Below are 16,465 nucleotides of genomic sequence, written 5' to 3' on the forward strand. Positions count from 1 at the left end.
CGGGGGTTCTCCACTCATATCGCGACCGGGCACGCACACCTGGCCTTGGCGTCGCCGCATCGGGCTGCTGCGGTCTGGGTGAACGGCGGAAGGGTCCGGCCGGTCACCGGATGTCATGGATGGTGGCGGGCGTCTTCCGTGTCCGAGCCATGCGGCCTGCCTTGGCCGGCCGCGTCGGATGGTGGTGTGACGGACGGGCAGCAGTCCTCGGGCCCGGCACCACCGCGGGACCGGTAGCGCAGGGTGCGGACGACAGCGGCAAGGACCATCACCGTACCGACGGCGATCAGCCAGGGATTGCGCCGCGCACCGCCTACGGCAACGGCCACACCGCCGGCAACGAGTAGCGGGCCCGCGCAGGCCAGCACTGTCAGCAGCCCCCTACCGACTGCGGCCGGCGTGCCGCGCAGGCCGGTGGGTTCGCGGGGTTCGGACATCAGGCATCGGCCTCCTCCCTCATGTGCGGGTACTCGGCGGGTGCGGCAGGGCGCCTGCGTGCCCCGTGCAGCAGCAGCCCCGCGTAGAGCAGCGTCAAGGCGTCCTGGACGAGTACGAACCAGCTCAGCCGCTGGGACAGGTAGATGCCGAAGCAGCCGCAGTTGGCCACGGTGAGCCCGCGTGCGTACGCCTGCACAGCCAGGAACGACCGCACCACCGAGACGGCCGTGAACACCCACACCGGTGCAAGCGCCTTTGAGCGCGGGCGGGCCAGGAACCAGACCCCGCACACCAGCTCGCCCGCGATCAGGGCCACGGCCAGGGCGGTCGCGGCACCGCCGGTCGCCAGCCCGTAGGCGGCCAGTATCCCGGGCATGTGCCCGATGGAGGCCAGCTGGCCGAGCGCCATCGCGGCATACACCGCGCCCAGCATGATCCGCAGCACCATGATCTGAACGCTAGACGCGGGTGGGTGCCGAGAACTGTAAGCGCGCTCACCGAACGGGCACCGGCTGCGCGGGACCATCGGGAGTGTGGGAACCGTGTTCCGAGGCGGGTGATGCACGGTGAACGGTCAGCGGCAGCCCAGGCGGGACCGTCGGCAGGTCATCAAGGGCGCCGGCGTGATCGGGGGAGTTGTCGTCCTGGTCGCGGGCGGGGGCGTCATCGGCTGGCAGGCCCTCTCGGACCGCCCGTCCGAGCCCGTGACCGCCGTACAGCCCGGACAGGATCCGTCGCTGGAGGCGCTGGCCGGCGCGGCGGTCTCCGGCGGGCCGGGCAAGGACGGAATCCCCTCCATCGACCGGCCCCGGTTCATCCCGGCGGGTGACGCGGACTTCCTCGCGGACGACGACCCGGTGTTCGGACTGGAGTACCGCGGCGAGGTCCGGGCCTACCCGCAGCTCGTGCTGGTGTGGCACGAGATCGTCAACGACACCGTGGGCGGCCAGCCGCTGGCGGTCACCTACTGCCCGCTCACCGGCACGGTGATCGGGTTCTCCAGCCCGCCTGGTGTGCCGAAGCTGACGTTCGGCACGACCGGACGGCTCGTCAACTCCAACCTGCTGATGTACGACCGGCAGACCGGATCCGAGTGGCCGCAACTGCTCGGCACGGCCGTCAGCGGCCCGCTCAAGGGCAAGCAGCTGGACACGCTCCCCCTGGTGTGGACCACGTGGAAGCAGTGGCGGGCCGCGCACCCCGACACCCAGGTACTGTCCACCAGCACCGGCGCCCTGCGCAGCTACGGCAGCGACCCGTACGGCTCCTACGACTCGTATCCGGACCGCAGCGGCTACTACGCCGGGGGTCGTCCATTCTTCCCGGTGCTGACCAGCAGCGACCGCTTCTCCGACAAGGACGTCGTTATAGGAGTACGGGTCGGCAAGGAGCGCCTCGCCATCCACAAGGACCTCGTCCGCAAGGCAAAGACCGTGCACTCCGAACTCGCGGGCACCGAACTCGTCGCGCGATGGGACGAGCGGCTCGACACCGCCCGGGTCCTTCAGCGGGTCGGCGACCGGTGGGAGCCTGCCGACCACCTCGACTCCATGTGGTTCGCCTGGTACGCGTTCTACCCGAGCACCCAGGTACGGCAATGAACAGGCCACTCGCCGCGCTTGCCAGGGCCGGAGACGCCTGGGACGCCACGATCGCCGCCGCCGTGGCCACCCCTCGCCGTGTGCGCGCCGCCCTCGCCGTAAGCCGCCACCGGCGGATCGGACTGGTCGCTGCTGCCGTCGTGCTGGTGGCGTACCTGTTCTCCATCGGCGATCTCGCGGTGTCGGCCTCCGGCCGGTACACCGGCGCCCCCGTGTTCCAGACCGCCTGGGACCAGCTGTTCCGGGCCCGTGCGCCCTACCTGTTCGAGCCGGTACTCGCGCTGCATCCCACTCGGCATGTGGCGGCGTTCGTCAGTCCGGTCAACCTGATGCTCGGCGCGGTCGTGGCCGCGCTGGTCGGGTGCAATGTCGCCACCGCCGGGCTGGCGGCCCGGCAGGCGGCCTCCTGCCGACGGACCGGTTACGCGCGGCTGCTCGGCGTGCTCCCGGCGTTCCTGCTCGGATTCGCCTGCTGCGTACCGACCTTCCTGCTCGTCCTCGGCACTGGCGCCGCCGCGGCCCTCCTGCCGGTACTGATCCCCCTGCGCCCGGTCTTCTACCCGCTCACGCTGTTGATGCTCGTCAACACACTGGTGTGGGGCGCATCCCGGATCGGCCGGCCGTATGACCGACCGAGCCGGGACTCGGTTCAGATCTGAACGAACACGGTTGCGCTGCCGGGAACGATCGTGTCGAAGTTGATCAGTCCGGGGATGATGAGCTTGATGCCCTCCTCGGCTCCGGCAGGCGGGCTGCCGAGCAGGCAGTCGATGGTAAGAATCGCGGGGATGCGCGCCTTGGGGTCCGTGTCGGGAGTGATGTCCACGGCCAGAATGAGCAACCCGCCGAACCAGTCGGCGGGCGCCCCTTGCGGCGTGCCGTTCCCGTAGGACGTGAAGCTATTGACCCAACGGGCCTGGAATGTCCCGGTCAGGGTTTCCCCGGTGGCCGCGACGTAGTGCTTGAAGGTGCCGCCGCCGCTCGCGGCATGGTGCCGCGGGACCAAGGACCGATGCACACGCACCGGTCCGGCGTTCACCCGTGCGGAGGGGGCAGCCAGCAGAACACCGCGCGCCGAAGCGCCCGGACAAGCCAGTTGCCGACGCGATCGCGTACCGGCACCGGGCCGACGACAGCGGGCGGTTCGGCCACGGCAGCGGGCACGAGCGGGAGCAGCTGGCTCAGCTCGTCCTGGGTGTGCGCGGGCGTTGCCTGGCTGACGCGTTCCTTGAACGTCGGTTCGTCCAATCGGCCTTCGGCGTATGCCGTCTTGAGGCGATCGACGGCCTGGTCCCGTTCGGTGTGACCGACCTGCGGTGACGGCATGGGGACCTCCTCCTTTCACGGTACGGCCGGTGGCGGCGGGCCCGGGCTTACTGCAGGGCAGAGCGCCGCTCCGCCTCCTTCTTGACCGAGGTCAGTGAGGCCGCGACTGTTTCCTCCCAGCGCCTGGCCACCAGCTGTCCCCAGCGTTGCCCGAGCGCCCACAGGTCCGTGCCCAGCTCGCCCTCGTACGCCAGACGCGTGCCCGTCTCGTGCTCGGCCAGGACGAAGGACTCCATGACATACGGCACCGGCCCGCGGACCAGCCGGAAGTCCACTCGCGAGGGCCGGGTGAGCCGGACCGTCTCCACCGTGACGGCCGTCAGACGCCCGCCGGCCACCGGGGTGGAGTGTGCGGCGAGCACCATGTCGATGCCGCGCTCCAGCACCCGTACTTTCTCCCGCATCGCCCGGGTGGCCCGCCCGAGATACGGCTGGGCGATCACGTCGAAGACGACCTCCCGGGGGGCCTGGATGCCGACCATCTGCGGCCCCAGCGGGCGGGTCCGCCGACCAACGCCCACATCCAGGGGCAGCGCCCCGGTCACCAATCCCAGATACCCGGCCACAGCGCCGCCGCCCACCGCAGCCACACCCACCAGCTTCGCCGGCAACGACATACCGGGTCCTCTCTCCATGCTCCGCACTCGTGCCATCCGGGGATGACGCTACGGCCGACGGGCCGGCGGATCGGTGAGCGCGCTCACCTTCGGGCCGCAGGTCGGCCGTCTACCGTGAGCGCAGCACATCCCGCGCTCGAAGAGAGGGGCACCGCCTCCACGTGTCCGTATCCGATCTCACCGACAGCCGCGCCGCCACCAACGCCCTGCTGGGAGCACTGAGGCGGGATGGCTGGAGACCGCACGCCGTCGCCCGCTTCCTGTGGCAGGCCGCCGACCGCTCAGCGCGGCAGGCGGCCCGCCGCCCCCGGGCACTCGGCCAGATCACTGCCCTGCACTGCCTGCTGCTCGCTCGCGCCGGGCAGCAGCGCCCGGGGCGGGGATGGGTGGCGACCAGCTGGACCCTTGCCGTGGTCCATCTGGGCCTGCTGGAGCACCGTGACCGGCTCTCGCCGGCCGATATGCTCACACTGATCCGCGGCAACCTCCCCGCCACGAGCATGGGACCGAGCCGCTGGTCGGGCCTGCTGGCCATCACCCTGGACCTGACGGACGGGCACCTGGCCCGGAACCAGGGCACCGTGTCACCGTTCGGCGACTACGCCGACTCCTTCGCCGACGCCGCGTACTGGACCTGGCTCACCCTGAGCCACGAACCCAGCCGTGCGGTACGGGCGGCGGCGATCGCCGCATGGGCACTACCGGTCGTCACGGTCACGGCCATCGGCATCCGCCGCGGCACCATGCCCGAGCGGCCCCGCCCCGCACTGCTGCGCCCGGCCGCCGCGATGCAGGGCGTCGTCGCCCTGCGGCACTTCCTGCGCCGTTGACCGGGCACCCCTGTGCCCCAACCGACAGCTGAAGAACCTGCCGGAGTCGATGCAGCACCACCTGCGCCAGCGCCTGAACGAGCACGCCCGCTCGCGCTGGCCGCAGCTGACCCGTGTCGACGTGCGCTTTCGGGCCGGATTTGCCGACGTTGCGGGGACGTTTCCCACCGGGCAGAGCCTGCCGCTGTGCCGTCTGCGCTTCGCCGGGTCATGCACACCTGGGGCTTCGCCATCGACCTCGCCAAGCGACGGCTACCAGGACGGTTCTACCTGACTGGCAGAGCGATCAGTCGTAGAAGGCCGGGGAGCGACGAGCCTCATCCTGCTCCGGTCGTGGGCTCCGCATGGGAACTCGCGGGCTCTGTTCGCCGAGGCAGGCGGCCCTTAGCCGCCAGTTTGCGCAGTCGGTGTTCTTCTCTGTCCGCCCACTGGCGCACCCGGTCGGGATCGAGCGCAGTGCCGTGGCCCACGTGCAGTCTGGTCGGCTTCAGCGCGAGCATCTCGCGCAGGCTGGCCAGGTTGCGCAGCGGGTCGTCGTGGAAGGGCGGGTTGGCCGGCCTGCCGGTGATGAGGCCCATGAAGGAGTTGGCCACCAGGTCGCCGGCGACGAGGTCGCCCGCGTCGGTGATGACGGACACCGAGCCGGCGGTGTGCCCCGGAGTGGGCATGATGCGAGCCTCGACTCCGTAGTCGGACAGACTCATCTCTCCCCGGACGAGCACATCGGGTTCGACTCGTTCCACGGTGACGTGCATGGCTTTGCTTCTGTTCATCAGGCGTCCCATCGTCCCGGTCGGCAGGTACGGTCGGCGGGAACGGCCGGTGCTGTACGGGCCGAGGTCGGCGATATGGCCCGCGACGGGCGCACCGGTGAGCCGGTGCAGTTCGGTCGCGGAGCCGAAGTGGTCGATGTGACCGTGCGTCAGAACGATCAGAGCGATGTCCTGGGGATCCACTCCGTGCTGGGCTACCTGGTCGTGGATCCTGCGGCCGTTTCCTGGTGTCCCCGCGTCGACGACGACAGCGCGTCGGCCCAGCACCAGGTATGTATTGATCGCGTGCTTTCCCAGGACGGGCATGGCAATGATCTTCGTATGGGACATGGTTCCTCCAAAGTGCCTCCGCCTCGGCTCCGGCGTGGCTTCTGTGGGTCGAGGCGCGCGAAGTCCGGCGCGCCGCCCGGCCCCGGCACCCGGTACGGCCCGGTCGTGTCGAGGATCGACGGAGTGATCCGTCAGTCGCCTGTGGTGCGTTCAGTCCTCGAACGGTGCGGCAGCGATCAGGTCCAGGAAACCGGCGTGCCGGATCAGCAGGGCGATCCGCGAGTCTGGCTTGGCAGCCGCCTGTCGGCGTACTGCGTCGGTCACGAAAGCGGCGAACCCCTGGCGGGGGTGGAGTTTGAGCACGTCGGTGAGCAGGCCTGGCGGCAGCTGGTCCAGGCGCAACCCCATGACGTCCGCCGCGGCGCCCAGGTGGACCGCGGCCACCTCCGGCCGGGGGTCGTCGGCAGTGGTGATTTCCATGTGCAGGGCGATCGCGTCCCGGACCAGTCCGACCAGATCGGGCCGGGCTCCGCGGGAGTGCAACTCCTGCTCGGCCAGCCGGGCTCCGTGCACCTCGAACGGGGTCTGGGGATCGTCATACGCCTCGGTGAGTGCCAGATCGTGCAGGGCCGAGGCGATGAACAGCGCCTCGGCGTCGAAGGCGCGCCGTTGTCCCTCGAGGAAGGCCGAACCGAAACGGTAGGTGCGGTGACAGTGGGCCACCAGCGTCGGGGGGCTCGCGGCGCACAGCATCTGGTCGGCGGCGCGGGCGAGCGGCGAGTCGGGGAACGAGGACAGCGGCATGGGACTCTCTCTGCGGGTCATGGTGCCGGGATCTGGTCGGGCAGGGGGAGAGGGCCGTCAGGGAACGCGCCGACGGTGTCGGCAGCGGGCGGGGACCGGAAGCGGCGCCGGTATTCGGCCGGAGTGGTGACGAGCCGCCGCCGGAAGGCCCGGTGCAGGGTCTCCACGGAGCCGAGGCCGCTCGCGGTTGCCACATCGGGCAGACTGCGGTCGGTCTCTTCCAGGAGGCGGCGCGCGGTCTCCACCCGGACCGCTTCGATGTACGAGGCGGGCGTGCTGCCGGTGCGCTGCCGGAACAGCCGGGCGAGGTGGCGCACGCTCAGGTGCATCCGCTCGGCGAGTGTTTCGATCGACAGGTCATCGGCGAGATGGTCGGCGATCCACAGGCGTAGCTCATCGATCCGGTCACCCGAGGGCGCGTGGATCGAGAGCGGCACGCTGAACTGGCTCTGCCCGCCGGGACGCTTCACATACATGACCATCATGCGGGCGGTGGCGAGCGCCAGAGCCTGGCCGTGGTCCTCGGCGACCATGGCCAGGGCCATGTCCATCCCCGAGGTGACACCCGCACAGGTCCACACCTGCCCGGCCCGGATGAAGATCGGATCCGGGTCGACGGCGATCTGCGGGTAATCGGCGGCGAGCCGCTCGGCGGTGAGCCAGTGCGTGGTGGCAGACAGTCCGTCCAGGAGCCCCGCCGCGGCCAGCACATGCGCACCCGCGCAGACCGAGGCGGTCCGGCGGGCCTGGGGGGCCGCCGTACGCAGCCACTCGACGACAGCAGCGTCGATTACCGGTTCGACGCCACCGTCGACCAGGTTGATCGCACCCGACACGAGCAGGGTGTCCACCTGCCCGCCCACCTCCTCCAGGGCCACGTCGGCCACCAGTCGGACCCCACTGGAGGTGGGCAGTTCGCCGGCCCGAGTCGCCGCGATCTCCACCTGGTAGCCGGGACGGTCTGCCCCGGCGATGCCCGAGGCGACGGAGAAGACCTCGGCCGGACCGGTGACATCCAGGAGTTCCACCCCGGGAAAGGCGACGATGACGACTCTGCGTGATGCGGGCATGCCGCCATGGTTCCCCGCCTGTCCCCGCGGCCGCTATGACCAGTTTCTGTCAGATCCGGCCACAGGAACTGCCGCACGCCACGGGCCTCGCCCTACCCGAACACCGATCAGCCAACAATGCGCCCACAGCGCGTGGGGCGGCGACATCGCCATCAGACCGTTCCAGGTATTGGCGAGGTCCCTTCACGGCCTGGCCCTCGAGTGCCATGGCGATTGCGTCGAGGGCGCTGAGCGGTGACTGGGCCGAGTTCTCCCCCGATCGTCTCGGCTTCTATCACCCCTGGAACGGCCTGCGACACCTGATCCTCAGCTCAGATACGCGCTGTCGACCGCAGCGAAGCGGGTGGTAACCCCCATCACCGGACGCACACCCTCAACCAATCAACGCGGTGCAGCACTAGAGCGCCCCATCCGCGGCGACGGTGACGCTGCCTACAGTCCACGGAACACCCCTCGCCTGACGCCCCCGATCCGCGGCCGCCGTCTCTCTGTGACCCCTTGGGGCGCGGATGGGTGAACGAGAAAGCCGCCGCCGAACGGCTGCGGCAAGCCCTGGACGACATCGGTCTGCACGACACCTCCGGCTTCACCGGCTCCCCGACCATCCTCGTCGACGGACACGACCCGTTCACCGACCCCAGCCGCCCGCCAGGACTGGCCTGCCGGATCTATCGCACACCGCACGGCCTGTCAGGGGTACCCGAAATCGACCAGCTCCGGCAGGTGCTCACAGCCGCCACGACGGCCTGACCACCCACCCCTCGCCTCAACGCAGTGCCTGGCGGGCTGTTGTGGCTTTGGGCTCACCTTGGCTGAACCCCTGTCTGTTGTCCTGGGTCCCACCGGGGCCCGGGAGCTCACCGCCCGGCGGTCGTCTGCTCCCTGGAGTGCAGGAACTGTATTTTTGCCGAGAAAGCGAAGAAACTCCTTGACTCGCTGTAAATCGGGAGGAAAATGCTCAATACACCGGAAAACCAGAGCGAGCCGCACCGCCGGCGGAGACGTTCGCCGACTCGCGTGACCCACTCCTTGGCTCTGGCCAGGCCCCCGGCAGCCCACTCGATCTCAGAGCTTTCAGCGACGGCTGAAAGTAATGGCATCGGGACGGACTGCCGGGGACTGCATGGTTGCTGCGATACGCTGTTGCCACGTGGCTGACGCGTAAATACGTGCACGTCAGGGTGGTTTCGGGCAGCACGGTGTACTCGGCGGGTCGCGTGGCGGTCGTCGAGTGTGGGGTGCCTGGGTCAGGCTGCGGTGTCGAGGGGGTTGAAGGTCACGCTGTAGCCGAGTTGGTTGAGCTGCGTGATCGCTCTGCGGGTGGCCCGTTCGGGGTCGCGCTGGGCGAAGTAGGTCCCGCCGAGCTCGTGGTACGGCCTGTTGTCGGTGAGCATGTGCCAGATCGCGGTGACGATGGAGTGCTCGACGGCGACGAGGGCCTTCATCATGCCGCGCCGTGCGGTGAGCCATTTGTAGCGGGCCTGGAGGTAGGTGTCCTGGGTGCCGTACGGCGCCGAGGGCGGCGATGCCCAGGGCGCCCTTGAGATGCGGGTTGCCGGGGCGGACCTTGGTGCTCTTGGTGCGTCCGGCCGAGGAGTGGTGGCCTGGGCAGACGCCGGCCCAGGAGGCGAGGTGCTTGTCGCTGGCGAAGCGGCTCATGTCGCCGCCGGTCTCGGCGACGATCACTTCGGCGACGGCCCGGTTGATTCCGGGGATGGTGTCGAGGAGGTCCAGGGCGGGCCGAAAGGGGGCCATCGCCTCCTCGATCCGCTCGTTCAACTGCCCGATCGCTTCGGTGAGCTGGTCGTACTGGTCCAGATGCAGGCGGGCCAGGAACCCGTGATGCTCACGGAAGCGGCCGGTCAACGCCTCGGTCAGTTCCGGGATCTCAGTTCGGCCAGGACCTGCGGGTCACGCTCCGCGGCGATCAGCGCCTCCAGCATGGCCCGGCCGGAGACGCCCATGATGTCGCAGGCCACTGCGGCGAGCTTGATGCCGGAGTCCTCCAACATCTTCTCCACCCGCTGGACGATCTGACCGCGCGTCCGCGTCATCTGGGTCCGGGTGCGGGTCAGGTCCCGCAGTTCGCGCACGGGCTGCGGCGGCACGAACGACGCCCTCACCAGTCCGTGCGTCCCCAGGTGGGCCAGCCAGGCCGCATCCGAGACATCCGTCTTGCGGCCGGGCAGGTTCTTCACCTGCGCGGCGTTGACCAGGACGACGTTCAGCCCCTCGGCAAGCAGGAAGTAGAAGGGCTTCCAGTAGTCGCTGGTCGCCTCCATCACCACCAGCGTGACCTGGGCCTGCAAGAGGTGATCCCGCAGTTCCAGGACGGCGTTGGTGGTGGCACCCCAGGTGGTGGTCTCGCTCGTGAAGGCCCCCCGGCGCTTCACGCTCGGCACCCGGATGCACACCTTCGCGTCCCGCTTGCTGATGTCCATGCCCGCGCACCGCTCATGCAGTACGTCCATGACCCCGCTCCTTCACCGACCGACAGCGCACCCCAGCGGGCCGCCCGTTCCGGGAGGGCCAGGGCAATACAGGAGTCTGACGCCCGTGCTCACAGCAACACTCCACGGTTCCCGTGGACGTCCCTCAGCACCAAGCTGACCTACGAGCTGCAGGCATCACAGCCGCATCGGTTTCGACCGGAACGGACAGCCCTGAACATGGTCTCGATCACGTCCACCGTGCTGACAGGGCACACAAGAAGCACCCCGGCGCGCCGAGGACATTTACCACGCCCCCGGCGCGCACCGAAGGTGCGCTGGGTAGCTGACCTGTGAAAACGGTCATCGGCTCGCCCCCGGGCAAAGGCGCGGATTCTACTCCGCGCCTCAAATGCACTGCCGTAGTCGAGCGATCAGCATTGCCGCAGCCAGGAGCGGACATCACCTCGGAGCTGCACGCGGGTCTCCATGCCGTCCGCTGGGAACATCATGGGAACGCAAGGACCGAGAAAGACCAGTAAAGATCGCGCAGTCTGGTTCGCCTACCCTGCCTATGACCAGCGAAAATGAGGCAGCCGAAGCAAGATCCGCCATGATGATCTAGGTTCTTGGACCTCTTACAAAGCAGATGTCGGCGGTTCGAAACCGTCCGCGCCCACCAGTGAAGAGGCCCCGACCGATCATGGTCGGGGCCTTTTCCGACCCGGGATCGAGCACTCTACGGCGAGGGCAGGGCGAGCACGCCGGGACGTGGCGTCATCGGTCGACGGTCGAACTGCCGTTCGTGCGGCGTGCTGGAGGTGTCCGGCCGTACAAACTCACGCCGGCTGCCGCTGCAGCGTGTCCGTCGCCGAACCGGTGCGCTGCATCCGGTGCCAGCGCAGCCTGCTGCCCAGCAGCGCCGTGACGACCGACTGCACCACCACCAGGTACATCAGCTGCCGGTAGACGAAGATCTGCAGCGGCAGCGTCCACAGCGGTTCGAACTTCTCCTTGTCGAGGCGGAGCGCGTAGAGGGCGCTGATCACCTGCACGGTCGTGAAGCCGAGCCACACGGCCCCGGCCTGGGCGGCGCTCTGGAACAGCAGCCCGTACACGGCGAACACGTCGACGAGCGGCGCGAGCAACGGCAACAGCGTCTGAAAGACGGCGAGATAGGTCAGTCCGCGGCGGCCGAACTTGCCTGCCGACCCCTTCTCGAAAAGCGACCTGCGGTGCTTCCACATCGCTTGGAGGGTGCCGTAGCACCAGCGGTATCGCTGCTTCCAGAGCTGTCGGACGGTGGACGGCGCCTCCGTCCAGGCGATCGCCGACTCCTCGTACACGACCCGCCAGCCCATGCGGCACAGCGCCATCGTCAGATCGGTGTCCTCGGCAAGGGTGTCCTCGCTGACCCCGCCGACGCCCGTGAGCGCCTGCCGACGGAAGGCGCCGATGGCTCCCGGCACAGTCGGCATGCATTCGAGCACGTCGAACATGCGGCGGTCGAGGTTGAAGCCGACGACGTACTCGAGGTGCTGCCAACGGCCGAGTATGCCCTGCCGGTTGCCGACCTTCGTGTTGCCGCTGACCGCGCCGATGCGCGGGTCGGCGAGCGGCTGGATCAGATTGCGGATCGCCTCCGGCTCGAAGACCGTGTCACCGTCGATCATCACCACGATGTCGAAGTGTGCCCAGGCGAGACCGGTGTTGAGTGCAGCCGCCTTGCCCGCGTTGGGCTGGCGCACCACCATCACGCGCGGATCCGCCTGCCTGACCCACTCGGCGATCTCGAAGGTGCGGTCGCTCGATCCGTCGTCGACCACGATGATCTGGATGTACGGGTGCGTGGAAGCGAGCAGCGAGCGCAGGGTCGCCTCGATGCCTGCCTCCTCGTTGTACGCGGGCACGATCACGGTGACCGGGTCGTTGACCGGTGGCAGCCGCTTGCCGCGGCGCCGTTTCCCGCGGGTGCGGCGCACATGCACGCGGGCGACCGTGAACAGCAGCACGAGGCGCCCCAGGGAGATCACACCTGCGGCCACCAGCAACCAGGTCATGGAGTCGGCGAAGCCGCGGGACAGGGTCTGCGCCCACAGGACGGCTGTGCCCTTCGCCTCGGTGGCCTCCGAGACGGGGTAGCTCGCGCCGTTCATCCCGAGCGCCGCCCCGACCGTCGTGAACCGCACGCTGTGCGGCGCGGACGCCAAGAGTTTCTCGGTGGCGTCGACGGCCTCCTGCGAGCCGCTGAACTGGCGGATCGCACCCCGCTTCGTGCTCCGGTCGGCGGCGTCGGCGGCAACCAGGATGTAGCCGTCGTCGATCGCGCGCCGTCCGGCCGCCCACTGGTCGGCGCACATGGACGAGATGTCCCCGGTGTGCGGCAGCCTCACCAGACGTGTACCGAGGCCGGCGGCGCCGGCGAGGGTGTTCTGGGTGATGGCGAGTTCGAGCCGCGCGCGGGCCGCCGAGACCTGTGCGAGGTTGGCGTCGGTGTAGGTGTGCGAGCCGATCTCGTGGCCCTCGCCGTGGATCCTGCGCACGAGGTCCGGGTGGGCGGCCACCTGGGTGCCGGACAGGAAGAACGTCGCCTTGGCGTGATGCTTCTTCAGGACGTCGAGAAGTGGCGGAGTCCAGGTGGGATCGGGGCCGCCGTCGTAGGTCAGGGAGACCCTCCCGGCGGGCAGGTGCGCGCTGTGCGCCTTTCCGCCTGCCTCGCTGAGCACGGGGCCGCCCGTGCGTACCGCCGCGGGGGCGGCGGCGGTGCAGGGATGTGCGGGGGTGGCGGTGGGCGTTATCTCGTGCCGACCGTAACCGCTGAACAGCAGCGCGGTGGCGGCGACTGCGAGAGTGAGCAGTAGCAGCAGCCAGTGGGCGCGGGGGTCGCGCCGCAGGGCATGCCGGTTGGTTCTGGCAGGCGGCGCCGTCTGCGTTGCGCGGGTCACCGCAGTCGTGCCGAGCGTTTGGTGCGGGGAGAACGGCTGCTGCCGGTGGAGCGGTTCGTTCCGGTGTCGCGCTGTGCCTGACTCACCTAGGTCCCTTGGTCGATCCCTGGCCGCTGGTCGATCCCTGGCCGCCGCCGGGGTGGTCGCCGGAGTTCCCCTGGCCCGGCGCGCTTGTGGCGGAGGCGGCCGTGGTCGTAGGCGCCTTGGTGGGCAGTTCCGTGGTCTCGCCGCCAGTCTTGGTGGCGCTCACCGAGGGCGAGGGGCTCGGGGCCGCTGACTCCGCGGGCGTGGCGGAAGGGCCGGCGGTGGGCCGGTCGGTCGAGCCGGGCTGGTCCGTGGCCTTCGTCGAGCCCTCCTGCTTCTGCTCCCGTTCCGGCTCCTGCTTCTGGCTCCAGGGCAGCACGCCGCCGGAAGGCACCGGACTGAAGAATCCTGCGATCACGACGGCTATGAAGACAACACAGACCGCCGCGACAGCGAGGGCCGCACGGCGGATCAGCCGACTGCGGCGGCCCGATGCATCGACGAAGACCGAGCCGTCGGCGTGCCCGGCGTCGTGCTGGTCGTCGTCGGTGCCGTAGGCGTATCCGTCGTCTCGATATATGTGGTCGTGCTCGATGCCGTAGGCCCCATGGTCGGTCTCATGGGGGCCGAAGCCCCCCTTGTGGGTGTCGTGGCCGTCACCGTACGCATCGTGACCGTCAGCGTACGTGCCTCGGGGGTGGCCGAAAGCATTGCCGGGCGCAACCCCGTGACCGGTCGCAGCCGACTCCTGCCACCCCTGCCCGGCCGCCGGATCCACGTATCCGTCATAAGCCAGGGGGCTGTCGCCGTACCGGTGGGACACGAGCGGCGGGCCCTGGGTGTCGCCACGGTCCTGGTAGGCGCCGTTCCCGGCGTACACGCCATTGGCGCCGTCCGCGAGGTTCGCTTGCTCCGCGTGGTACACGCCATTGGCGCCGCTTGCGCCGTACGCACCGTTGCCGTGTTGAGGCTGCCAGGACATGGGCGCAGAGTATAGAGACTCGGGAGACCTGCGATGCAACGGAGGACGATACCGGCTCAAAGCCCCCAGCCCTCCATGGCAAAACGGCTGGAAAGCTGCGCTATATCGCCCTATCAGTACAAACGCGACGGCTATGTCTAAAGCGGGTGTCAGAGGCGTGCCCTGTCGTCGAGGATGCGCTCATGAGAGATGACGTGGTGGTGTTCTTGCGAGCTCGGTTGGACGAGGAGGCCGAGCTGGCCGTTCGATGCGACGGCGATGACTGCGGACAGTGGAGTGCCCACGGAGACACGGTGGACTTCTGCCAGATTCCACCCAACGATCGCCCAGCACGTGGCGCTTCACGATCCCGCCCGCGTCCTTCGCGACGTAGAAGCCAAGCGCCGTGTTCTTGCGCGGCACACGCTCAGCCCACCGATCGGCGATCCCGAATTGCCCTGGGACAATCGCAGCGACTGCCAATACGACGAGGCGTCGCCATTCGGCGCGGGCGGTGCGGAGTGCGCCGAGGGTCCAGGCGGTGCGGATGAGTCGGCGGGTGTGCCATCGGGCCCGTGTGCGATCGTCACGCCTCCCAGGTACGTTGAGCCGTCAGCAGAGGGGGGAACCGTGAAGTATGCAGTCGTCGAGCAGCAGGGCCGGGGAATCTTCTGGCACGACCCGAGTCCGTACGTTTCCAAGCTCCCGGAGCTGCTGCCGGCCCTTCCGCTCGGAGCACGTGCCTTCGCCTCACATCCGGAGCACTACGACTTCTCGGCACCTCGCTGCATCAAGGACCTGAGGCCCCAGGCGTTGCCCGCCGCTGCCGATTCACTGGGGCAGTACGAGATCCGTTTCGCCAGGTCAGGTTGTGAGGAGGACGTGCTCACGATTCGGTACAGCGGAGTCAAGAGCGTTCAGATCGCGGCTGACGACGGGGAGTCGATCGAGCTGTCGGACTTCGGCTCCGTTCGTCTGGACGAAGTCCTGCCAGATGAGGCCGGATGTAGTCACGAGCTGAGGCTGACGACCACAACGGTACGCATCCTGTGCGCGGACCTCAGGGCTGAGTGGGTGGCCAGCGCGGGCGTCTGAGGCGTGCCCCTCGCGTGCCCGATCCGGTGGGGGCGAGGGGGAGCCACGCGGAGGTGTGGAGCAACCATCGCTCCCTCGCAGGTCAGCGGACGTGCAGGTCAGGCTCAGTCCGCATACGGGACCTTCCAAACTCGTGCGCCAAGAACCGTCGCGCCATCGCTCGACTGGGCCATTGAGACTCCGCCGACCTCATCCTCCGGGGCCGTCTGGGAGCCCAATCCATACGCCGCCGAACTTCGAGGAGCGGCTACTGTTCGGCTCACCACGAGGGGGAGGTCACGGTGGGCGATTACGCCACGCATGTTCAGAACGCTCAGAAGCTGCTTGAAGCCCTGGACGTGGAGAGACAACTGAGTCGCCGCGTGAGAGGTCTGCTGAATGAGCACGTAATAGGTATCGCTCAGGTGGAAGCGCTCCTGGCGCTGGCTGAAGCCATCAACGCCGGGAACGGCGCTGCGGATAAGAATGCTTCTGACATCCACCGTGACATCAACAACGCCGCACAGCGGCAACCTTGAGTAGCTCCGAACGGCACCCGCTTCCCCAGCTGGAGGCCCCGAGAGGCGGTCTGGGCGAACTTGCAAAGCAGATGTCGGCGGTTCGAAACCGTCCGCGCCCACAGCGGTAACTAGCAGGTGAGAGCCTGTTTCGGCCCTCCGGTCATGATCGACCGGGGGGCCGTTTCGATGATCGAGGCCACATAGAGGCCACATCCCCACCTCAGCAGCAGCTCGGCGAGCTCGTCGACGCGGACCACAAGACGATCCACCGCATCGAGTGCGCGCACACTGATCCGAGCCTCGGGATCCTGCTCCGCATTGCCGCGGCTGTCGATGTGCCGCTCGCCGACCTCGTACACACGTGAGCCCCGGCCTTCCCGCGACGGGGGGCGCAGGCAGACCGGGGCTCGCTGGGGGTCAGGCCTTGGACGGGACGATGAACGCCCTCACGGGCCTGGGTTGCGGATCGCGGGAGCTGGGCACCTGCTCGCGCTTCCACGCTGCGACCAAGTACGCGTACCGCGGGTCAATCCATTCCTTCGCCATGCCGGATGCCTAGAACGCCTTGGGCTTGGGCTTGGGGGTGATGACGATTGTCCCGCTGTCGTCGGAGTGCTGGCAGTCCGCGGCCACGGATACGAGTGTGTCTGTTGGGCCGCGCCACAGGTCCCGGTCCACTTCGTACCCTGCCGCCTCGATCAGCGCTGTCGTCCGCTCAAGGATGGCCGGGTCGTACCGGCCGGGGTCGGGCTGCTCGGGCCCTCAGCTGACGCTACGGTACG

18 protein-coding genes and 2 pseudogenes are annotated in these 16,465 nt (G+C 68.9%); 7 read left to right on the forward strand and 13 right to left on the reverse strand.

Annotation, left to right across the window (positions count from 1 at the left end):
• Positions 1-113 precede the first annotated feature (113 nt).
• Positions 114-437, reverse strand: a complete 324-nt coding sequence (locus OOK40_RS04850; RefSeq protein ID WP_266476756.1) for a hypothetical protein — start codon at positions 435-437, stop codon at positions 114-116.
• Positions 437-886: a MauE/DoxX family redox-associated membrane protein gene (locus tag OOK40_RS04855; RefSeq protein ID WP_266476758.1), complete on the reverse strand. Its 450-nt coding sequence runs from the start codon at positions 884-886 to the stop codon at positions 437-439. Before OOK40_RS04855 ends, OOK40_RS04850 begins: the two co-directional genes overlap by 1 nt.
• Before the next feature lie 118 nt (positions 887-1,004).
• Here OOK40_RS04855 and OOK40_RS04860 point away from each other — a divergent pair, with 118 nt between their 5' ends.
• Together OOK40_RS04860 and OOK40_RS04865 are read left to right on the forward strand one after the other, a co-directional pair.
• Positions 1,005-2,039, forward strand: a complete 1,035-nt coding sequence (locus OOK40_RS04860; protein WP_266476760.1) for a DUF3179 domain-containing protein — start codon at positions 1,005-1,007, stop codon at positions 2,037-2,039.
• On the forward strand, positions 2,036-2,698 hold the full coding sequence (locus OOK40_RS04865; RefSeq protein WP_266476762.1) for a hypothetical protein: 663 nt from the start codon (positions 2,036-2,038) through the stop codon (positions 2,696-2,698). Before OOK40_RS04860 ends, OOK40_RS04865 begins: the two co-directional genes overlap by 4 nt.
• Here the strand turns inward: OOK40_RS04865 and OOK40_RS04870 are convergent.
• The 3 genes from OOK40_RS04870 to OOK40_RS04880 are packed head-to-tail and all read right to left on the reverse strand — an operon-like array spanning position 2,689 to position 3,982.
• Entirely contained in the window at positions 2,689-3,078 is a 390-nt protein-coding gene (locus OOK40_RS04870; RefSeq protein ID WP_266476765.1) for a hypothetical protein, read from the reverse strand. The genes OOK40_RS04865 and OOK40_RS04870 overlap by 10 nt on opposite strands.
• Positions 3,075-3,365, reverse strand: coding sequence for a DUF1707 domain-containing protein (locus OOK40_RS04875; protein ID WP_266476769.1), 291 nt, complete (start codon positions 3,363-3,365; stop codon positions 3,075-3,077). Before OOK40_RS04875 ends, OOK40_RS04870 begins: the two co-directional genes overlap by 4 nt.
• Positions 3,366-3,412: 47 nt before the next feature.
• A complete protein-coding gene (locus OOK40_RS04880; RefSeq protein WP_266476772.1) occupies positions 3,413-3,982 on the reverse strand; it encodes an SRPBCC family protein in 570 nt (189 codons plus the stop codon).
• A gap of 161 nt (positions 3,983-4,143) precedes the next feature.
• Here OOK40_RS04880 and OOK40_RS04885 point away from each other — a divergent pair, with 161 nt between their 5' ends.
• Entirely contained in the window at positions 4,144-4,812 is a 669-nt protein-coding gene (locus OOK40_RS04885) for a CDP-alcohol phosphatidyltransferase family protein (RefSeq protein WP_266476775.1), read from the forward strand.
• A 317-nt stretch (positions 4,813-5,129) separates the two neighbouring features.
• Here the strand turns inward: OOK40_RS04885 and OOK40_RS04890 are convergent, their stop codons facing one another.
• From OOK40_RS04890 to OOK40_RS04900, 3 genes are all read right to left on the reverse strand, one after another.
• The gene (locus OOK40_RS04890; RefSeq protein ID WP_266476778.1) at positions 5,130-5,915 is read right to left on the reverse strand and encodes an MBL fold metallo-hydrolase; all 786 of its coding nucleotides are present in this window, start codon (positions 5,913-5,915) and stop codon (positions 5,130-5,132) included.
• 150 nt (positions 5,916-6,065) lie between these two features.
• Complete coding sequence (locus OOK40_RS04895; RefSeq protein WP_266476781.1) at positions 6,066-6,680, reverse strand: metal-dependent phosphohydrolase; 615 nt, start codon at positions 6,678-6,680, stop codon at positions 6,066-6,068.
• Positions 6,677-7,729: a GlxA family transcriptional regulator gene (locus tag OOK40_RS04900; protein WP_266476784.1), complete on the reverse strand. Its 1,053-nt coding sequence runs from the start codon at positions 7,727-7,729 to the stop codon at positions 6,677-6,679. Before OOK40_RS04900 ends, OOK40_RS04895 begins: the two co-directional genes overlap by 4 nt.
• Before the next feature lie 513 nt (positions 7,730-8,242).
• Here OOK40_RS04900 and OOK40_RS04905 point away from each other — a divergent pair.
• Positions 8,243-8,479 carry a hypothetical protein gene (locus tag OOK40_RS04905; protein ID WP_266476786.1) on the forward strand — a complete coding sequence of 79 codons (237 nt, stop codon included), beginning with the start codon at positions 8,243-8,245 and terminating at the stop codon, positions 8,477-8,479.
• 497 nt (positions 8,480-8,976) lie between these two features.
• On the opposite strand, the pseudogene OOK40_RS04910 reads toward OOK40_RS04905, so the two are convergent.
• The 4 genes and pseudogenes from OOK40_RS04910 to OOK40_RS04925 all read right to left on the reverse strand — a co-directional run bounded on the left by OOK40_RS04910 (position 8,977) and on the right by OOK40_RS04925 (position 14,393).
• A pseudogene (locus tag OOK40_RS04910) lies at positions 8,977-10,200 on the reverse strand (IS110 family transposase).
• 797 nt (positions 10,201-10,997) lie between these two features.
• Positions 10,998-13,103, reverse strand: a complete 2,106-nt coding sequence (locus OOK40_RS04915) for a bifunctional polysaccharide deacetylase/glycosyltransferase family 2 protein (protein WP_266476789.1) — start codon at positions 13,101-13,103, stop codon at positions 10,998-11,000.
• Between the two features lie 82 nt (positions 13,104-13,185).
• Positions 13,186-14,109 carry a hypothetical protein gene (locus tag OOK40_RS04920; protein ID WP_266476791.1) on the reverse strand — a complete coding sequence of 308 codons (924 nt, stop codon included), beginning with the start codon at positions 14,107-14,109 and terminating at the stop codon, positions 13,186-13,188.
• A 149-nt stretch (positions 14,110-14,258) separates the two neighbouring features.
• Positions 14,259-14,393: a hypothetical protein gene (locus tag OOK40_RS04925; RefSeq protein ID WP_266479100.1), complete on the reverse strand. Its 135-nt coding sequence runs from the start codon at positions 14,391-14,393 to the stop codon at positions 14,259-14,261.
• On the opposite strand from OOK40_RS04925, the pseudogene OOK40_RS35405 reads away from it, so the two are divergent.
• The 3 genes and pseudogenes from OOK40_RS35405 to OOK40_RS04940 form a co-directional block, all read left to right on the forward strand.
• Positions 14,368-14,508, forward strand: a pseudogene (locus OOK40_RS35405) (DUF6221 family protein); the annotation flags it as partial. The gene OOK40_RS04925 and the pseudogene OOK40_RS35405 overlap by 26 nt on opposite strands.
• 210 nt (positions 14,509-14,718) lie before the next feature.
• A complete protein-coding gene (locus tag OOK40_RS04935) occupies positions 14,719-15,183 on the forward strand; it encodes a hypothetical protein (protein ID WP_266479102.1) in 465 nt (154 codons plus the stop codon).
• 281 nt (positions 15,184-15,464) lie between these two features.
• Positions 15,465-15,701, forward strand: coding sequence for a hypothetical protein (locus tag OOK40_RS04940; RefSeq protein ID WP_266476793.1), 237 nt, complete (start codon positions 15,465-15,467; stop codon positions 15,699-15,701).
• Positions 15,702-15,811: 110 nt separating this feature from the next.
• On the opposite strand, the gene OOK40_RS04945 is transcribed toward OOK40_RS04940, so the two are convergent.
• The gene (locus tag OOK40_RS04945) at positions 15,812-16,042 is read right to left on the reverse strand and encodes a hypothetical protein (protein WP_266476796.1); all 231 of its coding nucleotides are present in this window, start codon (positions 16,040-16,042) and stop codon (positions 15,812-15,814) included.
• Positions 16,043-16,465 lie beyond the last annotated feature (423 nt).

Origin of the sequence: Streptomyces sp. NBC_01481, from assembly GCF_026339995.1 — a bacterium.
In the GTDB taxonomy this organism is placed as follows: domain Bacteria; phylum Actinomycetota; class Actinomycetes; order Streptomycetales; family Streptomycetaceae; genus Streptomyces.

Bases quoted from the DNA above. Each gene is read 5' to 3' on its own strand.
- OOK40_RS04890 (WP_266476778.1), bottom strand. From the start codon at position 5,915: ATGTCCCATACGAAGATCATTGCCATGCCCGTCCTGGGAAAGCACGCG.
- OOK40_RS04920 (WP_266476791.1), bottom strand. From the start codon at position 14,109: ATGTCCTGGCAGCCTCAACACGGCAACGGTGCGTACGGCGCAAGCGGC.
- OOK40_RS04865 (WP_266476762.1), top strand. From the start codon at position 2,036: ATGAACAGGCCACTCGCCGCGCTTGCCAGGGCCGGAGACGCCTGGGAC.
- OOK40_RS04880 (WP_266476772.1), bottom strand. From the start codon at position 3,982: ATGTCGTTGCCGGCGAAGCTGGTGGGTGTGGCTGCGGTGGGCGGCGGC.
- OOK40_RS04855 (WP_266476758.1), bottom strand. From the start codon at position 886: ATGGTGCTGCGGATCATGCTGGGCGCGGTGTATGCCGCGATGGCGCTC.
- OOK40_RS04850 (WP_266476756.1), bottom strand. From the start codon at position 437: ATGTCCGAACCCCGCGAACCCACCGGCCTGCGCGGCACGCCGGCCGCA.
- OOK40_RS04895 (WP_266476781.1), bottom strand. From the start codon at position 6,680: ATGACCCGCAGAGAGAGTCCCATGCCGCTGTCCTCGTTCCCCGACTCG.
- OOK40_RS04900 (WP_266476784.1), bottom strand. From the start codon at position 7,729: ATGCCCGCATCACGCAGAGTCGTCATCGTCGCCTTTCCCGGGGTGGAA.
- OOK40_RS04875 (WP_266476769.1), bottom strand. From the start codon at position 3,365: ATGCCGTCACCGCAGGTCGGTCACACCGAACGGGACCAGGCCGTCGAT.